The sequence below is a fragment of the Pseudoalteromonas sp. NEC-BIFX-2020_002 genome, assembly GCF_013002825.1.
GTDB lineage: Bacteria > Pseudomonadota > Gammaproteobacteria > Enterobacterales > Alteromonadaceae > Pseudoalteromonas > Pseudoalteromonas neustonica.
Map to the genome: position 1 here is coordinate 62954 of NZ_JABEPJ010000008.1, position 24307 is coordinate 87260.

Sequence of the window (24307 nt, forward strand, 5' to 3'; positions counted from 1 at the left end):
GAACCTCGCATCTTGAGGTGGTTTGGGTATACACATTATAAAACCTCTGAGCAGTATGTGATTATTTTTTGCTTAATATCAGTACTCGAAATATCAGGGGTTTGTGGTGCAAACATAACGTCAATATTATGCGCTTGTAATGCATTCGCAGCTTCATTCCAGCGCTCACTGTTTTGCCATTGCCCACCAACAACTACTTTATTAATTCCCCATGCTTTTATCCACCTACAAGCGCTCTGGGTCTTTATAATTGGACTTGGTACTAAGGCCACATGATCCACGATCGCCAATGCGCTTACTATGGACATTCTTTCATGCTGGCTGATGATGGGAAATGTTTTTTTATTTTCAAAGCACAAGTCATCTGGCGCAACAGCAACAAATAGTTCACTGCCTTGGGCTTTAGCAAACTTTAAGTAATTTAAATGACCAATATGAAATAAGTCAAACACACCCAGGGCTAAGCAGCGTGTATTATAGTTACTTTTATTTTCTGAGTTTAGGGTCATGTCTGCATACTTTTGGCTTTATCGGTGAGTTTATTTATTAATATGTCGTGTTTATCAAAAAAAGAAAGTTGGTTTAATGTGTGCTCTAATTTTCCCCATTCGCTCATTAGGCATAATTTATAAAGTCTTGAATACACAAAGCACTGGGTTAATAACGAAAATGATCGAATGTTTTTTGCACATAAAATTGTATCAAAAAGTGGGTCGGGTGTTTGCCAATCTCCATAAAGTGCATTTAGCGTTAGTTCAGGTTGGGCTAGATGCCATACATTGCCATGGGGAGTTATTTTTTCGACTAAATTTATAGTTGGATACTCTGTAATTCTATTCCACTCAAAGGGAATATCACTCATCCAAAGCCCGCAAATAGTACGCTGACTGACGGTATCAACGCCAAAGCCACAAAGATCCATGGTCACCCCATCGGGGTGGGCAAAGCAGCGAGGGTTAATTAAATCATAGGATCGCATATGCTCATGCCAACCTTGGCTTTTTAAAAGTGTAATGGCTTGCTCCATTTGCCCCCAATCAACCCCAATATCAATGTCTTTATCAAAAGGTAGGATTGCGCCTTCGCGTATTATGCCTAGTAGGCTACCGGCGGTGGCAAAGGATTTAATATTTGCTTGACGAAAAAGAGCAAGGGTTTGCCATAGTAAGCTTTCATGTATTTCGGTATCGAATTCAACGTTTGGTTTTGGTTTATAACTATGATTAGGTGGCGTGTTTAACAGCACCTCTAGTGCATGGCGATATTGCTCAACTGCTTGGGGCAGCTCGCGTGCTTGTTGGTAGCACATGCCTAGCGTATGGCTAATCTCGCTTGATGTTGGGTGTGCCGCTAAGGAAGCTATCAATGATTCTATGTGATTTTTTGCTGTGCCTTCTATCAGTGCGATTTCGGCCAAATAACGATGTGCAATCAAACATGAGTTATCTTGGCTCAGTACATACTCAAACTGCCCCCGCGCTAATTGATATTGGTTTTGTTGGTATAACTCAACGGCCTTTATTAACTCGGCATGTATAGTAGTCAATTGTTTATCTTCCGTAGGCATAAACTTAATTCACAGTCCTTTTACAATAGAACATGTTTTTAATAATGTATTGTTTTTAATGCTTAAAGGTAGAGTACAGCTTGGGGCGATAATGACTCTATTAAAATCCAAATGGCGGCTGCAAGATGAAAAAATTCGTTCAATTTCTTTTGCTTTAAGTGGGTGTGGTAATAATAATTTATCCAATAGCCCTACAAATGTAATATCAGGAAAGCGAGTCAGTAAAGCCTTTATAGCTATAACATCATCACAATCATCAATTGATAGTAATGAGAACTTCTTACTATCAAGGAAATCAAAATAAATAGGTGCACTGCAATGATAATGAATAAGGTGGTGCTGGTGGGGTAATTGCGTTATACATTGTTCATCATATGGGGCTACGAGAGTTTTAAATTGCTCATAATTGCAAAATGCAGCGCTCGCATGAAAGCTGCAGTAGTAAATTCTAACATTTTTGATTAACAGTAAAGCGTCAATATATTGCGCTGTAATATCAGTTAATAAAGATAACATTTTTTTATAAGATGCGTGCTCTAATTGGGCTGCTGTTAATGTTCCCCCCAACATTGAATTTAAGTGATAAAGCGGAGAGTAAACCGTTGCAAAACATGCTTTATTGATACTGCTAGGGTGTTCGCTAACACGTTTGTGTGCTTCAATATTTATGAGTAACTGCGGGCAATCGTTTAATTTTTTAGGGCTTTTTTCATCATTTAATAAAGCTGATAAATTATAAACATAGCTGTTTTTTTCAACTGATCCCAAAGGGTTATGTTGAAAGTGTCGTTTAATGCCAAATGCACTGCATACACTATTACTATTACAGCTTAGTTTAATAAAGCAATGATCATGAATATCTTGATAGGCAATAACTGACTCAGCGAGTAAGTCAGCATCTAAGTCGATATTTGGCCAGTGCCTCCAAGTCGTTACTTTCAACTAAAGCGCCTTATAGTGTCAGTACCATGTTTATACTGCCTTCTTCAAAATCACGGGTTATCTTAAAACCAAGTTTACGAGCAAGCTCGATCATGCCGGTATTTTCAGGCAGCGTGATCCCTTCAATAAATTGCACCCCTTGGCTTTGGCAATAAGCAATCGCAGCACGCATAAGCATTCCTCCTAATCCGAGTCCTTGGCAATTAGATCGCACTACAATCGCAAACTCAGCATGAACTTTATCAGGATCCATTAAAACACGAGATACACCTAAAGTAAGGTGTTCGCCCGATTGCTCTTGAGTGACGATAAAGGCCATTTCACGGTCATAATCAATCTGCGTCATTTTAGCGAGTTGGTCATGATTAAATTGTGGCAGTTCTCCAAAAAAGCGTTTATAACGATCTTCTTTACTCAATGATTGATCAAATGCCTGATGGGCTTGCTCATCTTCAGGTTTGATAGGTCGTAATATGGCGGCGCTACCATTTTTTAATGTGACATGTTCAACTAGTTCAATAGGGTAAGGGCGGATGGAGAGTCGTTTACGGTGCGACTGTATTTTATAACGATTCAAGGTCATGGTTGCATCAAGGACTAAAAATTGCCCGTTACTGGCTAAAATAGGGTTTAACTCAACAGAAGTGATGTCAGGTTGATCAATAACTAACTGAGAAATACGCGTTAAAAGTGCGCATAAGCGATATTTGTCAACCTTCTCTGGCAGAATGCGATCTTTAAGCACACCTTTATCATGTGCCGCAGCAATTAAATATTTTGCTAAGTTCATATTTAATGGTGGCAGGGCGACCGCTGCTTGAGCAAATTCTAAGCCTGTGCCTGCTTCACCAAGAAGTATAACAGGACCAAAGTTAGGTTCAGTTTTTACGGCAATTCGCAGTTCATTCGCGCCAGCTCTCGGTGCCATTTTTTGTAACGAGAAACCTTCAATAATTGCATCGGGGTAGGTGTTTCGTATTCTTAATAACATCGCAAATGCGGTTTGCTCTACCTCTTGAGCATCATTTAAATTCAGCACCACACCACCGACTTCTGATTTAGAGGGAATGCTTGGACTAATTAATTTAAGGGCGACAGGAAAACCTAATTCAATTGCTTGCTCTTTGGCTTCTGTGGGGGTGTAAGCCACTTCAGTTTGAATACATTCAACGCCATAATGAGTCAATATTTGACTTGCCTGATGAGTTGATAAATAGCTTTGTTGCTCTTCTAAAAACTCATTGACGGTTTCTTTAGCTGCTTGCTTATTTATTTTCGCATCGTCCGTATTTGACTCAGGCGTTTGCGTTAAATGCTTTTGGTTACGACGATAGCTCACTAAATGCATAAAGGCTCTGACAGCGCCCTCTGGGGTACGATAGGTTGGAATGCTATTGTTACTACATAAACGCCTAGCAGCATAAGCAGCATCTTCACCCATAAAGTTGGTGATCACATAAGGGCGCGCCATTGGCGGGAGTTTGTTAAGAGTCTGCGCAATGATATGCGCATAGTCTTCACTGGGTGCCAGTGCCGATGGTGTATGAATGATTAATAGGTTTTTCACTTCTTTAGCGTGTAGTAATATTTCTAATGCTTGTTGATAGCGTGCGGGGGCTGAGTCACCAAAAATATCAACTGGATTTGAAGTCATATCTGATTGTGGAATGACTTTATTAAGCGCGGCGCGTGTCTCCTCGCTCAGTTGTGTGAGCTTTCCTGAGCTTTGTAATAGGCTATCAACAGCCATTACACCAGGGCCGCCGCCATTAGTTAAAATGGTCAGCTGTTCAACTTTTAATAATTTAGGGTGCATGGCGAGAGTTTGTGTTGCTGCAAATAACTCGGTTAAATCATTAACTCTTAACATGCCGGCACGTTGAAATAGTGCATCATACACGGCATCAGAACTTTGTTGTCCGCCGGTGTGTATTTCAGCCGCGAGTGCACCTGCGGCTGTTTTTCCCGTTTTAATCGCTATAACGGGTTTGCTAAATGCCGCAGCCCGCGCAGCGGAAATAAAGCTGCGGATATTCTCAATGTTATCAATATAAAGTAAAATAGCTTTGGTTTTGGCGTCCCGTCCTAAAAAATCCAGCAGCTCTGCAAAATCAATATCAAGGCAGTCACCTACGGATACAAAATATGAAAATCCAATTTCTTTATGCTTAGCCCAATCTAAAATAGTTGAGCATACAGCGGCTGATTGAGAAATAAACGCCAGTTTACCTGGGCTTGCTACTGTGTGTGAGAAACTCGCGTTAAGCCCCAAGTGAGGAATAAGCAAACCGAGGCAATTAGGGCCAAGTAAAGAAACGCCAGCGGTAAGTGCCGCTTGTTGCAGAGACTCTTTTTGTTCTTTATTTAAGCCCGCAGCAATAACAATGGCATTTTTACATCCTAGCTCACCTAACTCATTAATAATATTTATTAAAGTGTTCTTGTTGGTACAAATAACCGCAAGGTCAGGTATTTTTGGTAAGTCAGTTATGGATGGATAAGCAAGCACACCATGCACTGCAGAGTGTGACGGGCTAACGGGCATTATCGGCCCTTTAAAGCCACCTTGTAATAAATTTCGCATTACAACAAACCCAGCACGGGTTTGATTGTTTGAAGCACCAATAACGGCTACGGAGGTTGGATTAAAAAACTGACTAATGCGCTTTACACTCATTGCTTTTCCTTTGCTGTACAGGGCGAGTTAAGTTTAGATACTTACACTCTAATATCCCAATCTATACTCATTAATGTAACCTGTTTATCACGAAGTTTCGAGTGGCAATGAGTCTTAGCTAGATCTATATCAAGGAGTTATAAATGAATAAATCACAAAGCAACAGTTTGACTGTGGCTGCTGCAGTATTAGCCGTTGGGTTATTAGGTTTGGGCTTGATCTTAAAAAGTGCTGCAATTGATGTAAAAAATATGGAGCGTACTGTCACAGTGAAAGGGCTTGCAGAAATAGAAGTGGCAGCGGATACGGTAATTTGGCCATTGCAATTTAGTGATGCTGACAACGACCTTGAAAAGTTAGTAGCGCGCATTGAGCAAAAAAATGATGCCGTTATTGCTTTTTTAAAGCTACATGGCTTTGATGATGACGAAATTAGTCGAGGCGCGCAATCAATTGTAGATAAACAAGCAAGAGAATATGGCGCTGAAAACCAGCAATTTAGATATATAGCACGCGCGAGTGTAACCGTTTATTCATCGCAGCCAGATAAAGTTAAAAATGCTTTAGCGAAAGTAGGGCAATTGGCTAAGCAAGGGATTGCCATTGTGCAAGATAGTTATGACACACGTATTGAATATTTATTTACGGGGTTAAACGATGTTAAACCTGCCATGGTGCAAGAAGCGACTGAAAAAGCGCGTGAAGTTGCGATTAAATTTGCCAAAGATTCGCAATCAAAGTTAGGTAAAATTAAAACAGCACGCCAAGGTCAGTTTAGTATTTCGGATCGAGATTCAAACACACCACAACTTAAAAAGATCCGCGTTGTAACAAGTGTTGAATATTATTTATCTGACTGATTTACCGCGCGTGTGGCGGTTAGGGCGCGTTGATCTTTCGTGATTGATTTTGCAGCCGTATGTTTTTTATTTAGGCAAAGCAGCGCCTATGATGTGTGGTTATTCCCCATAAATAGGCGATAACGCAGTATAAATTCCAAACATGCGCTGTCCAAAGGGTTCTCCTAGATTGAATAAATTTCAATCCGCAAAGATCAACACGGCCTAATATAAAATGGCAATGTGAACATTTGAAGGCGTTATTTGAATTAACATTAGGTGTTCACGCTCGCTCATTTTTATTAATGTTGTTGAAGGTAAGTTTCTATCTTGTCTGTTTTGCAACGCAGGTAAGCGCTTGCTAACAATACCGTGTATTCATTAAGTGTGTGGCTCGAAAGAGTGTTTTTTAGGTTGATCAGCGCATTTAAAAATGCAGCCGTATTGATATTTTCATGTTGCTTAAACTGAGCTTCCATCAGCGCGAGCAGTGCGGAAAATTCGTGCTTAGGTAAACTGGCTTGTTCAACATTGCACGTGATGTAACATGCAACAGGCGTTAATCCTGCATTATTTGCTTGTGTAAGTGCAAGTAAGAGGCTTTCATTGCTTTCAAATAACATTAATGAACGAACATAATTAAAGGGAGGTTTATTAGCTGCGCAGTGGCTAAATAATGTGTGAATCACATTGTTTTTTTGCTCATTTTGCAGTGCAAAGCCATTGTTAAATTTAAGCCCCGGGGTGAAAAAACTTAATAAATCAGTGCTTTTAAATTCACTAATTAAATCTTTAGGAAATGGATGCTCTGTAAGTATTCGGGTCGCTACATTTTGCAAATAGCTGTACTTAACATCCATCCGTTGTGCACTTTGGTATAAATGTACCAGTTGCATGCTCTGTTGCTGTGACGATAATGTAGGGAAGTCATCCACAACAGCTTGTAGCTGGTGGTGCTGTAACTGGTGTGTTAGTTGTTTTATACATGTATCCATTGGTATTCCCTCATTATCGTTTATTCTATCCTAGCTGAAACCATTTACAGGTCAAGCTGTTAACTAGGTTTACAAACAGCAAAAAGGCCGCAATTGCGGCCTTTAATATAGTAACTGATGTGTTGTTAAGCAGCTGATTTACTTGCTACCCATTGATCAACAAAGCTCTCAAGTACGTTAAGTGGCACTGCGCCATTTTTTAGTACAACGTCATGGAATTCACGAATATCAAACTTGTCACCAAGTTTCACTTTCGCAGCTTCACGTAGCTCTAAAATCTTAAGCATACCTACTTTGTAGGCTGTTGCTTGTGAAGGCATTACAACGTGACGTTCAACCATTTTTACGCCATCTGAGGTCGCGTTTGGTGTGTTATTCACGTAATAGTCGATACCTTGTTGGCGAGTCCACTTCATTTCGTGGATACCGGTATCTACAACTAATCGACATGCACGCCATAGTTCCATAGCAAGACGGCCGAAATCTGAATATGGGTCTTCATACAGGCCCATTTCTTTTGGTACTAATTCAGAGTATAAACCCCAGCCTTCAATGTACGCTGTGTAGCCACCAAACTTACGGAATTTAGGGACACCTTCAAGTTCTTGCGAAATTGCTATTTGCATGTGATGACCTGGAATACCCTCATGGTAGGCTAATGCTTCCATTTGGTAAGTTGGCATCGCTTCCATGTCATAAAGGTTTGCGTAGTAAATACCAGGGCGTGAGCCATCTGGTGCTGGTTGTTGGTAAAACGCTTTACCAGCTGCTTTTTCACGAAAGGCTTCAACCGCTTTTACTTTTAAATCCGCTTTTGGTTTAACAATGAATAGCTCGTCTAAACGCGTCTTCATGTTATCGATCATTGCTGTTGCTTCATCAAGATAACGTTGCTTACCTTCAGCTGTATTTGGGTAATAAAATTGCTTGTCAGTTTTCATAAACTGCATAAACGCTTTTAAATCACCTTTGAAGCCTACTTTATCTTTAATTTCGCGCATTTCATCATGAATACGAGACACTTCAGCAAGACCAATAGTGTGGATTTCTTTTGCTGTTAAGTCAGTCGTTGTTGTACGTGCTAATGCGTTGTTGTAGAACGCTTCACCATCAGGAAATTTCCACGCACCATCGCGATCGTCAGCACGCTTTTCAAGCTGCGCTAAATAATTAATTAGCTTAGAGTAAGACGGTTTTATAGCCGACTTAAGCGCTTTTTCAGCGTCATTGATTAGGCTGTCTTTCTGTGCTTGATCAATTTCCAGTGCCGTTACTTTACGTTTAAAGTCAGCAAGTAATGTTGAATCTTCGCCTTTTTCAAATGGCGCACCGAGAATGATGTTTTTACTTGAATCAATCACGTGTGGAAACACAAACTTAGGTGCAATAATGCCTTTGCTAGCACGTGTTTCTAAATCTTTAATTAACTGATCGATAACCGTTGTTACGCCATTTAAGCGAGATATATACGCTTTTGCATCAGACACATCACCAATTTGGTGTTGGTTGATCATAAATGCTGGGATCATCGAGTGAACACCAAACATTTGGTTTACTGGGTAGTTATGGTAGCGCCATTTAAAATCAGCAATGTTATTTTCAAGATCTTGTTTTTTAAGATCATAGCTAACTTTGGTGCTGTCATCTAACAAATCACGATTAATTGCGTTTAACGCGACAAGATCGTCTTTGGTTTGTTGTAGGTCTTTTAGGGCACGTTCTTCGCTGCCATCATCCCATTTGTCGTAATCTTGTTTGATACCCATATAAGTTTGGTAAACCGGGCTGCTCATTACATCGCGGTTAAAGGTATCTTCGAAAAACGCATTGGCTTTTTCTATTTCGCTTTGTACAGGCTGTGCTTGTACGCTTGGTGTACTTTGTTGCTCAGGTGTTTGCTGGCAACCACCTAGCAGTGCAATACTCACTGCAGCGGCGATAAAGGTAAGTTTACGCATGTTTTCCCTTTTGTTGTTAGAAACCATTAAAGGTTGTTCGTTATTATTAGTGTGTAATTGTTCATTAAATTTGAACAAGTAATTACACAAACAATTCTAGCAGGTCATTTAAAAAACGATGACCTTTTTGGCTTACCTGCCAATGTGTGTCCATATCCACCAGTAGGCCTTTATTTATTGCTTGATTCAAGGCATCTGACTGGCTTTGTAGTGATAACTTTGTAAGCGCATGTAAATCATTTTTTGGGCAGGCTTCAAAAAGCCTAAAACGATTCATAAAAAACTCAAATGGTAAGTCGTCTTGTTCAACCGGCCATTGCTTAAATAAATAAGGTTTAGATAAATCCATATAACCACGCGGATGTTTTACCTTCATGGTTCGTGTAATAAGGCCGGAGGTTGCATCAGTAATTTTACCATGTGCGCCGCAGCCAATTCCTAAATAGTCGCCAAAACGCCAATAATTCAAGTTATGTTGGCATTGAAAGCCGGCTTTGGCATAGCCTGATATTTCATATTGTTGATAACCTGCCGCACTGAGTAGCGCTTGGCCTTGCTCTTGAATATCCCATAAAGTGTCATCAGGCGGTAAAGTTGGCGGCTTTGATGCAAATGCTGTATTTGCTTCAATGGTTAACTGATACCAAGAGATATGCGGCGGGTTAAGCGCAATGATTTTTTTCAAATCATCGAGTGCATCGTCAAGTGATTGCCCCGGTAAGCCATGCATTAAATCAAGGTTAAAACTGTTTAATCCCGCTTCGTGTGCTTGTGTTGCTGCATAGATAGCTTCGTCAGCACCGTGAATACGACCCAGTGCTTTTAACTTATCATCTTGCATGCTTTGCACGCCAATCGAAATACGATTAATGCCAGCGGCTACATATTCTTTAAAGCGGCCAGTTTCAACTGTACCCGGATTGGCTTCGAGGGTTATTTCACAGTTATCACTCAAGCCTATTAAAGAATCAACGGCCTGCAATAAGTTAACGTATGCCTCACCTGTTAATAAGCTAGGTGTGCCGCCGCCAATAAATATGGAGTGAATTTTACGCCCTTGTACCAAGTGTAAATCAGCTTTTAAATCATCGATTAAATGCTGTACATACTCTTTTTCGGGGATTTCGCCTTTTTGACCATGGCTATTAAAATCACAGTATGGGCACTTTTGGACGCACCAAGGCACGTGCACATATAAGCTTAGTGGTGGCAAATTCACAGGCCGCCTTTGAGCTTAAGCTCGATAAGTAAATTTTGGAGCGCTTGACCACGATGACTCACCGCGTTTTTTTGCTCTTTAGTCAATTGAGCGCTGGTGCAATGAAGCGCTGGTACATAAAAAACAGGGTCGTAGCCAAAGCCACCTTGGCCATCTTGCGTTAATGTAATTTGACCTTCCCAGCTTGCACTGCAAATGAGTGGCGTTGGGTCATCAGCGTGGCGCATTAATACTAAAACACACCAAAAACGTGCAGTACGAATAGGGTTATCGCCAAGCTCTTTTAAAAGTTTGTTGATATTATCTTGATCGCTGGCACCGACACCCGCGAAGCGAGCGGAATACACGCCAGGTGCGCCGTTTAGGCCATCAACTTCCAGCCCTGAATCATCAGCAATCGCGGGCAGGCCAGTTTCTTTAGCCGCATGACGCGCTTTAATTATCGCGTTTTCAACGAAGGTAGTGCCAGTCTCTGCAACATCACTGACGTGAAAGTCACTTTGCGGCACAACGTTTATTTCTAGTGGGCTTAGCATTTGTGCTAATTCTTTAACCTTTCCAGGGTTACCTGTGGCTAAAACTAAGGTTTTTGTCATGATTTAATCTACATAGAATTTTTGTTGAAACTGCAGCTTTTGAAATTGATTGCTTTGTTTAATTTCAATATCAAAACGCAAAATTTCTTCGTTGGTAAATTTCACTTGTGCAAGGTAGTAAACAGACTCACCTTCAATCACTTCTTTAAATGTGAGGGTTTGTTTATTGCCAAGTAAATTTTTAGCTGTGCCACTAAGAGTCGCAATTTGCGCTGTTTTATCTGCATTGTTTTTTAAAATTGAGATATTAACAATGCCTTTGTAGTTACTGCGTTCGAGATCATACGCTTTTGCAATTTGTGGTTGAATAAACGTGGATGGGAATGCAATGTAGTGTACTTGCCAAGGGCCAAGTTCTTTATATTGAGCACCTTGTATTTGTTCGCTGTGAGCACTAAAGGTAATCCCCGCAAGTGCGAAGAATAAAATACTGGCTAGTTTTTTCATAAATGACTCTTAAAAAAAGAGGCCACAATGGCCTCTGGGAAATGAGGTTATTAGCCAATGAAATCCATAAATAGAATTTGTATGAATTGTAGGCTGATAATAAGCACTACAATTGATAGGTCAAAACCACCTAAAGGCGGCAGTACCCTACGGATTGGCTTAAGCATAGGTTCTGTTAGTTGATGGAATACCGCTTCAATAGGGTTATAACCTTGGCTTACCCAGCTTAATAGAGCGCGAATAATTAACACCCAAAACATTAAGTTTAAGCCTTCTTTGACAACCGTTACTAATGCAGTAATAAATACCGTCTGTGCAGACCAGCCGCCATAAATGATCAATAGCAATGTTGAAACCTTTGCGACTGCAACGATGAATGCCAATAATAGAGAGGCTAAATCTAACCCTCCAAAACCAGGAATAATCTTACGTAGAGGATTAACTGCAAAAGAGGTTGCTTTGACAACGAATTGGCTCAAAGGGTTATAAAAATCAGCTTTAGCCGTTTGCAGCCAAAAGCGCAGTAACACGACCATTAAAAACAGATCAAAAACAATTCCAATTAAAAATTGCATGGCATTCATAATATTACCTTAAATATAAAACTGAGAAATTTTAAAGTTCTTGTTCCATTTGCTCTGCGCGGGCAATACAAGCATCCATAGCATCAGCGACGGTACCTGTTAAACCTTGTGCTTTTAAATGTTCAACAGCAGCATGTGTGGTACCACCTTTAGATGTTACGTTAGCGCGCAGCTGAGAAATACTGATATCAGGTTGTGATACTGCCATTTCAGCAGCCCCTAGCGCGGTTTGCTGCACTAAGCGGCGTGCATCTTCATCGCTAAAGCCAAGCGCTTTGGCTTTTTCTTCGATGGCTTCCATAAATAAGAAAAAGTACGCTGGTGATGAACCGGTAACCGCAATGATATCGTTAATTTGAGACTCTTTTTCAACCCAAACCGCAATACCTGTACATTCAAATACTTGTTGTACAAAAGCATGCTCATCGGCCGTTTCACCGTCGCCAAATAAGCCAGACACACCACGACCAAGCAATGACGGTGTATTAGGCATACAGCGGATCATTTTAACGTCCTGACCTAACATTTCACGTAAGCGTTTAACTGTTAAGCCTGCTGCAACAGAAATAAATAGCTTATCGCTTAAGTCTACACCTGAATCTTGGAATGATTTGCATAAATCCCCCATCATTTGTGGTTTAACAGATAGGACAATCACGTCGGCATCACGAAGCGCTGCGTTATTATCTGAGGTGGTGTTCACCCCGAAATCCGCTGCTACCTTAGCGAGTTTTTCTTGGTTACGATTTGTTGCAATAATATTGGAGGCAGCAAATCCTTTTTTTACCATGCCACCAATGATGGCATAGCTCATGTTACCTGTGCCTATGAATGCGATTGTTTTATCTGACATATCTTAGTTATCACCTTAGCTTCGTTGGCCAAAAATATCCGTGCCGATGCGTACCATGGTTGAGCCTGCAGCTATTGCAGCTTCTACATCGCCACTCATCCCCATCGACAAGGTGTCTATATGAGGATATTGGGCCTTAAGTCTATCAAAGCAAGCACGTAATTGCTCAAAATATTGTATTTGTTGCTGTGGGTCGTCAGTTTTTGCTGGGATTGCCATTAGCCCACGCAGAACTAAATTGGGGCTGTCGTTAACGAACTGCGCTAATGCGGCTAGATCATCTGGGTGGCAACCTGATTTGGAGTCTTCCAAGCTTATATTTACTTGAATTAATACTTTAAGAGGGGCCTTATTTATCGGCCTTTGATCATTTAAACGTTTGGCTATTTTTTCACGATCAACACTTTGCACCCAATCAAAGTTTTCGGCAACAGCGGCCGTTTTATTTGATTGAATAGGACCGATGAAATGCCAAACAATATCGCTATAATTTGCTAATTGGGTTATTTTATCGACAGCTTCTTGAACATAGGACTCACCAAACTCTCGGTGACCTTGTTGATAAGCCGCTAGAATGAAATCAGCAGGTTTTGTTTTGGATACTGCTAGTAAGCAGACATCATGCTCATTACGATGATATTTTTTTGTCGCTATGGCAATTCTAGCATAGGCGGATTTAAGTCGTTCTGCTATTGTAACCATATAATTATCAGTTAGTTGTGGAGTCATAAATGGATATTACCGAATTGTTGGCCTTTAGTGTGCAGCATAAAGCATCGGATTTACACTTATCATCAGGGGTTGCGCCAATGATCCGTGTCGATGGTGATGTGCGACGTATTAATATACCAGCACTGGAAGACAAAGATGTAAACAGCCTAGTTTACGACATTATGAACGATAATCAACGCAAGGACTATGAGCAAAACCTCGAAGTGGATTTTTCTTTTGAAGTCCCCAATCTTGCTCGTTTTCGTGTTAACGCATTTAATTCTAATCGTGGCCCTGCTGCTGTGTTTCGTACTATTCCAAGTGAAGTATTAACGCTTGATGACTTAGGCGCGCCAGATATTTTTAAAACTATTTCGGATAACCCACGTGGCTTAGTGTTGGTAACTGGTCCTACGGGGTCGGGTAAATCAACTACATTAGCGGCGATGGTTGATTATATTAATCGTAATAAGCATCACCATATTCTTACGATCGAAGATCCGATCGAATTTGTGCATGATAATAAGTTATGCTTAATAAATCAGCGTGAAGTTCACCGCGATACGCATAGCTTTTCGGCAGCTCTACGTAGTGCGCTGCGTGAAGACCCTGATGTAATTTTGGTTGGTGAGCTTCGAGACTTGGAAACAATTCGCTTGGCAATGACCGCAGCAGAAACTGGCCATTTAGTGTTTGGTACGTTGCATACCACATCAGCGCCAAAAACCATTGACCGTATTATCGATGTATTTCCTGGTGATGAAAAAGACATGGTACGTTCGATGCTTTCGGAATCATTGCGTGCGGTAATCTCGCAAACACTGCTTAAAAAAGTAGGAGGGGGGCGTGTTGCTGCGCACGAGATTATGATAGGTGTTCCAGCCATTCGTAATTTAATTAGAGAAGACAAGATTGCGCAGATGTATTCATCAATTCAAACAGGTGCATCGCACGGAATGCAAACCATGGATCAGTGTTTAATTAATTTAGTTAATCATGGTGTTGTTACTAATGCTGAAGCGCGTGTTAAAGCACAAGATAAAACAAACTTTGGCAGTTAGGCAAAGCGATAAGGAACTATAATGACACATTCTCTTAATTACTTTTTGCAGCTGATGATCGATAAACAAGGATCCGATTTATTTGTTTCAAGCCAGCTTCCTGTCAGTGCTAAAATTAATGGTGAACTCATTGCGTTAGGCGATGAAAAAATATCTGACGAAGAATCGCTTGCGTTCGTTGAATCAGCGATGAGTGACAAGCAAAAAGCAGAATTTCATAGCTCGAAAGAATGTAATTTTGCAATCGCGACAGAAGAAGGTCGCTTCAGGGTATCTGCTTTTTGGCAGCGGGATCGCGCTGGTATGGTTATTCGCCGAATCGTTACTCAAATCCCTGACGTAGCTGATTTAGGGCTACCTTCAACACTTACTGATGTGATAATGGCTAAACGTGGCTTAGTGTTGTTTGTAGGTGGCACAGGCACGGGTAAGTCTACCTCACTCGCTGCATTGCTTGGTTATCGTAATCGTAATCAACGTGGGCACATTCTTACAATAGAAGATCCGATTGAATTTGTGCATGAGCATCGTAAAAGCATTATCACTCAGCGAGAAGTGGGTCTTGATACAGAAAGCTTTGAATCAGCTTTAAAAAGCTCTTTACGCCAAGCACCTGACGTTATTTTAATTGGTGAAATACGTTCGCAAGAAACAATGGAATACGCATTAAGCTTTGCTGAAACAGGTCATTTGTGTGTTGCTACATTGCACGCAAACAATGCTAACCAAGCAATTGACCGTATTATGCACTTAGTGCCAAAAGAAAAACACGATAAGTTAAAATATGATCTGTCGTTAAATTTACGCGCCATTATTGCTCAGCAGCTAGTGCCAACAGCTGATGGTAACTCGCGTGTAGCTGCAATTGAAATCTTATTAAATACGCCAATCATCGGCGAGTTAATTAAAAAAGGTGATATAGGCGGTATTAAAGAAGCGATGGCAAAAGCTAAGGATATGGGCATGCAAACCTTTGACCAAGCCTTGTTTGAACTTTATAAGCAACAGCGTATCAATTACGCTGATGCCTTGCATCACGCCGATTCACCAAATGATTTACGCTTGATGATTAAACTTAGAAATAACGAACAGCAAGGAGCTGGTTTTCTACAAGGTGTGACAATCGACGGGTTAGATCAAAAAGGTTCATAGTATGATCAATAACATTAAATGGTTATTCTTTACGGCACTTATATTTTTATTGAGTATGCCATTTAGTGTTAGTGCATTGCGCGATGATGTAGCGATTTCTGAAGCAATAAAGAACTTTAAAACTACGGATAATAACGTTGTAATTTATATTCGCGATGATGTCTATCATGATTACATGCGCTTTTTAAATGGTCGAAAAGTACAAGATGTCAATGATTTTAGTGGGCAATTTATTCGACGAGACGTTGTTGATATGATTATTGCTCAACAAGCTCTGTTACTTGGTGGATTTAATAAACAATTTAGTTATCAAATTGGCAAAGTTAACTTTAGAAACACTAAATTATTGGAGCAAGGTGAATTATTACTTAGTTTTGATAGTTACTGGAGTCAGGATGCTAATGCACTGAGTGATAAAGTGTTTATTAGCGATCCAGTGATACGCAAAGGGGAGTATTTTTCGGGGGTTTTTACATCACCAAGTAATTGTAAAGTATTTGAAATAAAACACCTATCTGATTTTAGTCAATTAACAAGTGTATCAACACCGCGTTGGCGTACTGATTGGGATACTTTATCCGCTTTGCCTTTAAAAAGTTTAACGCGTGAAGATGAATGGTTAAGCCAAGTTAGAATGGTGTCAATGCAATGGATTGATTTTATGCTAATGCCACTAATGCCTGAAATAAATAATCACTACATACTTGAAAATATTAATTTAAAAGCCGTCCCCAAGGTGCTGATGTTACTAGATGATAGTCGCCATTATGTAGTTTCAAAACTTCATCCTGATGGCAAGCGGGCTTATAAATCACTTCAACAAGGCTTGCAATTATTACGTAAACAAGGGCTAATTGAAAAAGCTTATCGTCAAGCTGGTTTTATTCCAGATTTGACTGATAAGCTTATTATAAATTTACCCGTTAGCCATAAGCCTGCTCAAAGTAGCTCTCTAAAATAATAACCGCAGACATATTATCCACGTTACCTTTACCTAAGCTGCGGTAGCCGCCTTGTTCAAATAGGCGTGCTTTTGCATCAGCGGTCGTTAAACGCTCATCCTGAGTCTCTACAGGTAGTCCATAATGGTTATGCAAACGGTTAGCGAACTTTTTGGCTTTAAAAGTGACTTCTTGATTGGTTCCGTCCATATTTAACGGTAAACCAACGACAAGTAAATCAGGTTGCCACTCATCTACATGCTTTTTAATAAAGTCCCAATTTGGAATACCATCTTTGGCTTTAATTGCTGTCAGGCTCGTTGCAGTACCGGTTAGTTCTTGGCCGATAGCAACACCAATGCTGGTGGTGCCAAAATCAAAACCCATAACGGTACGTTCGCCTTTGGGTTTGAGTTGTTTTTTACTCATGTTGTCTCTATGAAATTAAAGCCCAAATAAGGGCTTGTTATGCGTGGCCTGCTTCAGAGCTTAGTTGGCTAATATCAAAGCCGAGCGTTGCAACAGCTTTTTCCCAGCGTTGTTCTATGGGAGTATTAAAAATAATATCAGGGTCAGCTTTTATAATTAGCCATGAGTTCTCAAGCAATTCTTTTTCAAGTTGTCCTTGTTCCCAGCCGGAGTAACCTAACGTAATAATAAACTGCTCTGGTGCGTCAGGAGTTGTCAGGCTTGCGAGCACGTCTTTTGATGTTGTGATCATTATATCGCTGCTGAGCTCTTGGCTTGCAGCATACCCTGGTGTGGGTGAGTGCAATACAAAACCACGATCGGTTTTTACAGGTCCGCCAGCAAAAACAGCAACGCTTGCAGCGTGTGTAGACTTATCGTTATCAATTTCAATTTTATCGAGTAAGTCCCCAACCGTTATATTAATAGGCTGGTTGATCACCAGCCCCATCGCCCCGTCTTCATTGTGCTCACAAATGTACGCAACAGCACGTTTAAAAAAAGGGTCTTGCATTGATGGCATAGCGATTAAAAAATGATTTTCTAATGATTGCATAACGATACCCCTTTAATATGTTGAAAATTAAGTATGGCTCAGTTTTCTCTCTATCGCATCAAATAAGCGCCCTGTGATTGAAATATCATAGGCTGCTTCAATTTCTTTTACGCATGTAGGAGCAGTAACGTTTATTTCAGTTAACTTATCGCCAATAATATCTAAACCAACAAAAATAAGTCCTTTCGCTTTTAATGTTGGCGCAACTGCTTCGGCAATTTTGCGATCTGAGTCACTAATTGGGCGAGCTTCACCGCGGCCACCAACAGCTAAGTTACCACGTGTTTCACCATTTTGTGGGATACGAGCAAGGCAATATGGAATAACTTCACCATCGACTACAAGTACACGTTTATCACCTTGCTTAATTTCAGGGATATAATTTTGCGCCATTGCAAAGCGGCTACCGTGTTCTGTAAGTGTTTCGCAAATTACGCCAATGTTGGCATCATTTTCAGTCACGCGGAAAATAGATGCGCCACCCATACCATCTAAAGGCTTTAGAATAATGTCTTTATGCTCAGCCAAAAATGCACGAATTTGGTGCTTGCAACGTGTAACTAAAGTGTCAGGGGTATGCTCACTAAACCAGGCGGTGAATAACTTTTCGTTTGCATCACGTAGGCTTTGTGGCTTATTAATAATAAGTGTACCTTCAAGTTCAGCACGTTCTAAGATATAAGTTGCGTAAATGTATTCAGTATCAAATGGTGGATCTTTACGCATTAAAATAACATCTAAATCAGCTAGGGCAATAGTGGCCTTTTCTTCAAGCTCATACCAATGGTTTTCATCATCAAATACGGTTGCTTTAGCTGCGGTTGCATAGGCTTTGCCTTTACGTAATGAAAGATCGTTCATTTCCATGTAATAAATGTCATAACCACGGCTTTGGGCTTGCATCATCATTGCAAATCCGGTGTCTTTTTTGATGTTAAATCCGCTGATCGGATCTGAAATTATACCTAACTTAATTGCCATGTTCGCTTGCCTTACTGAATATGTTGCTATTGATATGAGGGTAGTTCTACTAATTTCAATTAGCTAAATCGCCAAATTGTAGCTGTAATGCACTTAAGACCGTTAAAGCGGCAGTTTCTGTTCGTAACACGCGAGGACCAATCCGAATATCAACAAATTCTTGTTGTTTGGTTTGGGCTATTTCATCATCAGTAAAGCCACCTTCAGGGCCTACTAAAAAGCGTACGCCGCTACTAGGCACTGTAATTGTTTTAATGCTGTGCTCTGCGCGAGGGTGTAAAGTAAGTTTTATTTCGTTGCTACTTTGCACAAGCCAATCGCTAATATCAATAGGTGGGTGGATAGTGGTAATACGATTACGGCCAGATTGCTCTGAAGCAGCAATGGCTATTTTTTGCCATTGTAAGTGTTTTTTTGCTAGTCGTTCAGGGCTTAATTTAACACCACAGCGCTGGCTAAAAATAGGGGTGATTTCAGTGATCCCTAACTCTACAGATTTTTGAATGGTAAAGTCCATTTTATCGCCTCGAGAAATTCCTTGGCCTAAATGTATGCTCAATGGTGACTCTACATCTTTGTCATGAAACTCTAGCGGCATTGCAACCACTGTTTTTTTACCCACTTCAATAAGCTCACAAAGGTATTCACCACCTAAGCCATTAAACAGCGATATACGCTCACCTACTTTCATGCGTAATACTCGACCAATGTGGCCTGCGGCATCGTCGTCTAAAGTAAGAGGAGTTGAAATAACTATGTCGCTTGCTTGATAAATATGAGGAACTCGCATGATGACCTTTAACAGAATGGGTTAATGGCGTTATGGTATGTAAGTCACCACTTAGGTGCAAATATTTATTGCGGCGTGACTGTAATTAGTTATTTAGCTTTTCGTATAATTTGGCTAAATCTTGAGGGGTTTCCGCTATTTCAGTTTGGCAAGAAAGGTGGTTGTTTTGTGCTTCGTCAGTGACGGGCTCAAAGTGGTAACCTCCTTCTTTTTCTGAGACTAAAAAACGAATTGAGTGTAACGAGTTAAATATAAAGCGTTGCTTTTCATCGGCGAGCAAATAGTCAGTTTGGTTAAATAATACCCCTGCAATATCGTGATGCTCATGCAGATAACTGGCAAGTTCTGATACGCTAATTTCATTATTAAAATCGCAATAGCAATAGTCTTTGATTAGTTCATCAAACATCAGCTTTACTAAGTGACGAGTATTAGCACCTGCGATAACTAATGTGCTTGGGACCTTTGCGTTTGGTTTGGCAAAATAAGACTCAGTAAATTGCCGACTGAATTCACTATCGTTATCTATCAGTAGATAATTCTTTACTTCAAACGGCATAGGGCCCCACATATTTTGGAACTTTTCATGGCTAAATTGAAAACATACTTATTAGTAAATAGCCTATAGCGCTGAAAACAGCAAATTCAATACAAGCAATTCCAATGTTATCTTGATGATCAATTTCAAGTGCCGTATCAATATTTGGCAATGAAATAAATTTAATGATACTAGTTAGTAGATACAGTAATAACCACATAGTGCCGCAATGTAAAGCTAATGTGAATAAATTCTCTACCATTTTACCGCTATGAAACGTTGCACTTGCTAAACCTGCATAGACGGCTAAAGCAAGACCAATAGATTTACCCGCATAACGAATCCCAATTGATGTGTTTTCTAAATTAAAGTTACTTTGCAGCGATGCGCCTTGATTTGCGTGAGCAAAACGATATTCACGTATTTTGCTATCTAACGCAAAAATGCCCTGTAATAAAAAGAAGCTAACAAACACAATAAGTAAACTGCTATACCCTTGAGTATGTGACCAACTGTATAAGCCTAATGTGATAATACAATTAGCCAATAACATACCTGAATCAACCAAAGCAGCGCAGACGTTTTGTTTTAATATGGCTGCTTCTTCATTAAATCTATGGAGAATCCATTTTCGGTGAATTAAGTGCCCTAATTTAATAAACGCAAATAATAATACTACTAAAAAGACAACTTTTAATGGGTTGGATTGTGCTGCACTGAGGCTAATTTCATCGAATAAAAAAGCAATGGTTGTAATTACGACCGTAATTTCAGATGCAAAGCTGATCCCCATTGCAAAGTTGTCATGTTGGGCAAGCTCTTCTTTGAGCGCTTGTTTCGCTTTGAGCTGACTTACGATGCGCAGGAAAATAACGGTTAAACAAATAACGATAAAACTAATAGCAATCGCGAGTAAACTAGTGTTAGATAAAGACAAATATGACATGTAAAACCTTAGTTGGTTATTATTATGTGATTCATTTTAGTACGGTTATGGCTTAGATAAAAGAGAGTATTTGATGACACTTGGCAAGCAACTCCCAACACCACTTTACACCCTCGGTAGCGAGCGCTTTTTTGAGCTATATCCAGAACAGGCACCGAATGAGTTAATTATTAACTTACTGGGATTGAGTGACTTTGCCTGGCGTGCTCTACAGTCACAACCAGCGTTAAGTGATATGTTAATTAACGACGCAGAAATGGCGTTGCGTGATGCACCAAATCCATTTCAAGATTTAATACTAAGCGACGTTGATGAGGCGCAGTGTCATCGAATATTACGCCATTACCGTGAGCGCTATTGGTTAAAAGTAGCCTGCTTAGATTTATGTTATAAAAATGAGATTGCCGATAGTATAGGTTATATTTCTAAGTTAGCCGATGAACTCATCAACAGTGCTAATAATTGGGCGTTTACGCAAGTATCTCAAGTCAATGGCAAACCCTTAGATGAACAGCAGCAGCCGCTGGCCATGATGGTTTTGGGAATGGGTAAACTAGGTGGACAAGAGCTTAATTATTCATCAGATATTGACTTAATATTCTCTTATCCACGCAGTGTTAAAACCCAAGGTGGGCGACGTTCTTTAGAGGCGCAGGTTTTTTATAATAAAGTTGCACAAAAACTGATTGCAGCACTTAATCAAACAACGTTAGATGGGCAAGTATTTAGAGTGGATATGCGCTTACGCCCGTTTGGTGAAAGTGGTCCTTTGGTAATGAGTTTTAATGCCATAGAAGACTACTACCAAGAACAAGGGCGTGAATGGGAGCGCTATGCGATGCTAAAAGGTCGCTTGATTGGCCCTCAAACTCGTTATAGCGATGAGTTTTATCAACTACTCAAGCCGTTCGTGTATCGTCGTTATATTGATTTTTCAGTGATTGAATCACTAAGAAAAATGAAGCAAATGATAGCGCAAGAGGTACGCCGCAAACGATTAACTAATAATATTAAATTAGGAGCGGGTGGTATACGCGAGGTTGAATTTGTAGTGCAGGCACTACAAATGGTGCGTGGTGGTCGTGATGCAAATTTACAAACCCAATCATTGTTAAAAGCACTAAAGCAACTGAATCAAATAAAAGTTATCGGCGAAGCTGAGGCTAAATTATTAGAGCGTAACTATTTAATACTTAGGCGTATTGAGCAGTACTTGCAGATATTCAGTGATCAACAAACGCAAACACTGCCCGATGACGAGCCTAATCAATCGCGTTTAAATTATCTACTTAATCAAGTTGATTTTAGCCATTGCTTAGTCTTTATTGAAAAAATAATGGCGGGCATTCACAGTGAATTTGAATATGTCATTGGTTATGAGAGTGAGCCTGTTGATCCTTGTGAAGGGGCATTTGTTAGCGCGTGGGAGCATACAGATATTAGTGTGCTTAGCGAACCTAATGAAGATTGGCAAAGTGCGCTTGATGATTTTAAATCACGATTAACCAAAACAAAGATAGGTACGCGTGGGCGTGATATTTTAGATAAATTAATGCCACTTTTACTTAAGCAGCTTACTAACGAAAAAGCCAGTGGCGCTGTATTTGGTATGATTTGCCAAGTATTAAATAAGGTGATTTCTCGAACCGCTTATTTAGAGCTGTTGTATGAAAATCCAGGTGCACTAAAACAACTCGTTTTACTATGTTGTCATAGTAAATGGATTGGCGAGCATATTTCACGTTATCCAATTTTGCTTGATGAGTTAATTGACCCAGCAGTGTTGTATAAGCCAACGCCTTTATCTGCTTACAAGGATGAAATTCGACAGTACTTTTTACGTATAGACAGTGCTGATTTAGAATTACAGATGGAAGCATTGCGACAATTCAAACAAACTCACCAATTACGAATTGCTGCAGCTGATGCAACGGGTGTCTTAGATGTGATGAAAGTCAGCGATCATTTAACAGCACTTGCAGAAGCGATTGTTGAGCAAGCAGTAAATATTGCATGGCATCAAATGGCACAGCGCTTTGGTATACCACCAAATACAGATGACGAAAATAAAGGCTTTGCGGTAATCGCGTATGGTAAAACGGGTGGTTTTGAAGTGGGCTATGATTCAGACTTGGATTTAGTCTTTGTGCATAATCATGACGGGACAGATCAAACAAGCGGAACCAAAGCTATCGATTCTCGTCAATTTTATTTAAAACTAGCACAGCGCTTATTACACTTATTTAATACACGTACAGCATCGGGGATTTTATATGAACTAGATACCCGATTGCGCCCTGAGGGTGCTTCAGGGTTAATGGCAATCAATCTAGAGAGTTTTAATCATTACCAGCAAACTCAAGCGTGGACGTGGGAGCATCAGGCTTTGGTGCGTTCTCGCATGATTTTAGGGCAAAGTGAGTTACAACAACGTTTTGCACAGATTAGATTAGGTATTTTATGCGATCAAAGAGAACCACAAAAGCTAAAAGATGATGTAATCAACATGCGAGAAAAGATGCGCACGCATTTGGCTAAAGGTGATAGTGAGCTGTTTGATTTAAAGCAAGATGCTGGGGGGATGGCTGATATTGAGTTTATCACTCAATATTTGGTGCTCAGTAATGCCCATACATTTGAACAACTGACTACTTATTCGGACAATGTAAGAATTTTAACGGATGCCGCACGCCTTGGGTGTATTAGCAATGACACAAAAGAAGGGCTTATTGCAGCCTATATTGACTATCGTTCGTGCTACCACGTATTAAGCTTAGATCAACGAGGGCGATGTGTCACAAGAGATGAGTTTGCCACACATATTTCGTTTGTTACTCGTACGTGGCAGCAGATATTTCAACTAGCTCTTTAGGCGCCTACAGTTTTGACGTACATATTCAGAGGGCAGTTCGGTGATCACCGCTGCTCGCTGTCTATAACAAAAAAAAGTATACACTTCGTTTTCAAAATCATCGTTAATGGCGCGACCAACCTGATATAACGTCGAGTTGAAATTACTATCAACACGAAAATGATCTTTAACAACATAATCTTTGCTTAAATACCAATACAGCACGATATCTTCGCTGCGAGCATAGTCAGAAAGCACTTTTCTTAATGTTGAGCCGTTTTCAAAGCGACGTGCAGTTACAGCTCCTGACCAGCTAGGTGAAGAGGGATCAACCACTTTTGCACGATCAGTTAATACTTCATCAATCCCCATTTCAGGCGTTGGCAAAGTAAGTACGTATTTGTCACGTTCATTACTTTTATTTACCTGATTACGTAAAGATGCATAAAAGCGTGATAAACCTTGAGCTGCAGCATTTTGTGTCTCTTTTATATCGACAACTGGACCATGACCAAATAAAAAATAGATAGCTGCAGCTATTAAAATAACAGCTAATGATAAATGCTTAACCCAAAACCACATGGCTAATACCCTTGTATTGATATTTGTTTATAAAAGCATATTAACGAGAAATT

General features: G+C 40.1%; 24 protein-coding genes. 5 read left to right on the forward strand and 19 right to left on the reverse strand.

What is annotated here, in order from left to right:
- Nucleotides 1-35: 35 nt before the first annotated feature.
- The 4 genes from HJP15_RS10695 to HJP15_RS10710 are packed head-to-tail and all read right to left on the reverse strand — an operon-like array spanning nucleotide 36 to nucleotide 5186.
- Nucleotides 36-509, reverse strand: a complete 474-nt coding sequence (locus HJP15_RS10695) for an FAD synthase family protein (RefSeq protein ID WP_054203128.1) — start codon at nucleotides 507-509, stop codon at nucleotides 36-38.
- Nucleotides 506-1546 carry a tetratricopeptide repeat protein gene (locus HJP15_RS10700; RefSeq protein ID WP_170173757.1) on the reverse strand — a complete coding sequence of 347 codons (1041 nt, stop codon included), beginning with the start codon at nucleotides 1544-1546 and terminating at the stop codon, nucleotides 506-508. The genes HJP15_RS10695 and HJP15_RS10700 overlap by 4 nt, the downstream gene beginning before the upstream one ends.
- Before the next feature lie 30 nt (nucleotides 1547-1576).
- Complete coding sequence (locus HJP15_RS10705) at nucleotides 1577-2509, reverse strand: uroporphyrinogen decarboxylase family protein (RefSeq protein ID WP_170173758.1); 933 nt, start codon at nucleotides 2507-2509, stop codon at nucleotides 1577-1579.
- Between the two features lie 10 nt (nucleotides 2510-2519).
- Entirely contained in the window at nucleotides 2520-5186 is a 2667-nt protein-coding gene (locus HJP15_RS10710) for a bifunctional acetate--CoA ligase family protein/GNAT family N-acetyltransferase (protein WP_170173759.1), read from the reverse strand.
- A gap of 143 nt (nucleotides 5187-5329) precedes the next feature.
- Here HJP15_RS10710 and HJP15_RS10715 point away from each other — a divergent pair, with 143 nt between their 5' ends.
- Nucleotides 5330-6046 carry an SIMPL domain-containing protein gene (locus HJP15_RS10715; protein ID WP_054454538.1) on the forward strand — a complete coding sequence of 239 codons (717 nt, stop codon included), beginning with the start codon at nucleotides 5330-5332 and terminating at the stop codon, nucleotides 6044-6046.
- A 281-nt stretch (nucleotides 6047-6327) separates the two neighbouring features.
- Here the strand turns inward: HJP15_RS10715 and HJP15_RS10720 are convergent, their stop codons facing one another.
- From HJP15_RS10720 to HJP15_RS10755, 8 genes are all read right to left on the reverse strand, one after another.
- Nucleotides 6328-7020 (reverse strand): hypothetical protein, encoded by a 693-nt coding sequence (locus tag HJP15_RS10720; protein WP_170173760.1) that lies wholly within the window; start codon nucleotides 7018-7020, stop codon nucleotides 6328-6330.
- 125 nt (nucleotides 7021-7145) lie between these two features.
- The gene (locus HJP15_RS10725) at nucleotides 7146-8978 is read right to left on the reverse strand and encodes a DUF885 domain-containing protein (protein WP_170173761.1); all 1833 of its coding nucleotides are present in this window, start codon (nucleotides 8976-8978) and stop codon (nucleotides 7146-7148) included.
- Between the two features lie 82 nt (nucleotides 8979-9060).
- Complete coding sequence (gene hemW, locus HJP15_RS10730; protein ID WP_170173762.1) at nucleotides 9061-10197, reverse strand: radical SAM family heme chaperone HemW; 1137 nt, start codon at nucleotides 10195-10197, stop codon at nucleotides 9061-9063.
- Nucleotides 10194-10793, reverse strand: a complete 600-nt coding sequence (rdgB, locus tag HJP15_RS10735) for an RdgB/HAM1 family non-canonical purine NTP pyrophosphatase (RefSeq protein WP_054203137.1) — start codon at nucleotides 10791-10793, stop codon at nucleotides 10194-10196. Before rdgB ends, hemW begins: the two co-directional genes overlap by 4 nt.
- 3 nt (nucleotides 10794-10796) lie before the next feature.
- Complete coding sequence (locus HJP15_RS10740; protein WP_170173763.1) at nucleotides 10797-11240, reverse strand: DUF4426 domain-containing protein; 444 nt, start codon at nucleotides 11238-11240, stop codon at nucleotides 10797-10799.
- Between the two features lie 50 nt (nucleotides 11241-11290).
- Nucleotides 11291-11824, reverse strand: coding sequence for a YggT family protein (locus HJP15_RS10745; RefSeq protein WP_054454534.1), 534 nt, complete (start codon nucleotides 11822-11824; stop codon nucleotides 11291-11293).
- A gap of 31 nt (nucleotides 11825-11855) precedes the next feature.
- Complete coding sequence (proC, locus tag HJP15_RS10750) at nucleotides 11856-12677, reverse strand: pyrroline-5-carboxylate reductase (RefSeq protein WP_054203140.1); 822 nt, start codon at nucleotides 12675-12677, stop codon at nucleotides 11856-11858.
- 15 nt (nucleotides 12678-12692) lie between these two features.
- Nucleotides 12693-13406: a YggS family pyridoxal phosphate-dependent enzyme gene (locus HJP15_RS10755; protein ID WP_054203141.1), complete on the reverse strand. Its 714-nt coding sequence runs from the start codon at nucleotides 13404-13406 to the stop codon at nucleotides 12693-12695.
- Between the two features lie 2 nt (nucleotides 13407-13408).
- Between HJP15_RS10755 and HJP15_RS10760 the strand changes: the two genes are divergently transcribed.
- Genes HJP15_RS10760 through HJP15_RS10770 form a run of 3 tightly spaced genes read left to right on the forward strand, consistent with a single transcriptional unit; the run spans nucleotide 13409 to nucleotide 16562 of the window.
- Nucleotides 13409-14449, forward strand: a complete 1041-nt coding sequence (locus HJP15_RS10760; protein ID WP_054203142.1) for a type IV pilus twitching motility protein PilT — start codon at nucleotides 13409-13411, stop codon at nucleotides 14447-14449.
- 21 nt (nucleotides 14450-14470) lie between these two features.
- A complete protein-coding gene (locus HJP15_RS10765) occupies nucleotides 14471-15601 on the forward strand; it encodes a PilT/PilU family type 4a pilus ATPase (protein ID WP_054203143.1) in 1131 nt (376 codons plus the stop codon).
- 1 nt (nucleotide 15602) lies between these two features.
- The gene (locus HJP15_RS10770; RefSeq protein WP_249365848.1) at nucleotides 15603-16562 is read left to right on the forward strand and encodes a hypothetical protein; all 960 of its coding nucleotides are present in this window, start codon (nucleotides 15603-15605) and stop codon (nucleotides 16560-16562) included.
- Here the strand turns inward: HJP15_RS10770 and ruvX are convergent.
- The 6 genes from ruvX to HJP15_RS10800 form a co-directional block, all read right to left on the reverse strand.
- Entirely contained in the window at nucleotides 16525-16971 is a 447-nt protein-coding gene (gene ruvX, locus HJP15_RS10775; RefSeq protein WP_054203144.1) for a Holliday junction resolvase RuvX, read from the reverse strand. The two genes, HJP15_RS10770 and ruvX, sit on opposite strands and share 38 nt — an antisense overlap.
- Nucleotides 16972-17008: 37 nt before the next feature.
- Entirely contained in the window at nucleotides 17009-17566 is a 558-nt protein-coding gene (locus tag HJP15_RS10780) for a YqgE/AlgH family protein (protein WP_054203145.1), read from the reverse strand.
- Nucleotides 17567-17593: 27 nt separating this feature from the next.
- Nucleotides 17594-18547 carry a glutathione synthase gene (gene gshB / locus HJP15_RS10785; RefSeq protein ID WP_170173764.1) on the reverse strand — a complete coding sequence of 318 codons (954 nt, stop codon included), beginning with the start codon at nucleotides 18545-18547 and terminating at the stop codon, nucleotides 17594-17596.
- Between the two features lie 55 nt (nucleotides 18548-18602).
- Entirely contained in the window at nucleotides 18603-19337 is a 735-nt protein-coding gene (gene rsmE, locus HJP15_RS10790) for a 16S rRNA (uracil(1498)-N(3))-methyltransferase (protein ID WP_170173765.1), read from the reverse strand.
- A gap of 85 nt (nucleotides 19338-19422) precedes the next feature.
- Nucleotides 19423-19896 (reverse strand): hypothetical protein, encoded by a 474-nt coding sequence (locus HJP15_RS10795; protein WP_054203194.1) that lies wholly within the window; start codon nucleotides 19894-19896, stop codon nucleotides 19423-19425.
- Nucleotides 19897-19927: 31 nt separating this feature from the next.
- Nucleotides 19928-20821: a DUF350 domain-containing protein gene (locus HJP15_RS10800; RefSeq protein ID WP_054203148.1), complete on the reverse strand. Its 894-nt coding sequence runs from the start codon at nucleotides 20819-20821 to the stop codon at nucleotides 19928-19930.
- A 73-nt stretch (nucleotides 20822-20894) separates the two neighbouring features.
- Here HJP15_RS10800 and glnE point away from each other — a divergent pair, with 73 nt between their 5' ends.
- Nucleotides 20895-23693 carry a bifunctional [glutamate--ammonia ligase]-adenylyl-L-tyrosine phosphorylase/[glutamate--ammonia-ligase] adenylyltransferase gene (gene glnE, locus HJP15_RS10805; RefSeq protein ID WP_170173766.1) on the forward strand — a complete coding sequence of 933 codons (2799 nt, stop codon included), beginning with the start codon at nucleotides 20895-20897 and terminating at the stop codon, nucleotides 23691-23693.
- Here glnE and HJP15_RS10810 read toward each other — a convergent pair.
- The gene (locus tag HJP15_RS10810) at nucleotides 23682-24254 is read right to left on the reverse strand and encodes a TcpQ domain-containing protein (protein WP_054203150.1); all 573 of its coding nucleotides are present in this window, start codon (nucleotides 24252-24254) and stop codon (nucleotides 23682-23684) included. The two genes, glnE and HJP15_RS10810, sit on opposite strands and share 12 nt — an antisense overlap.
- Between the last annotated feature and the right edge of the window lie 53 nt (nucleotides 24255-24307).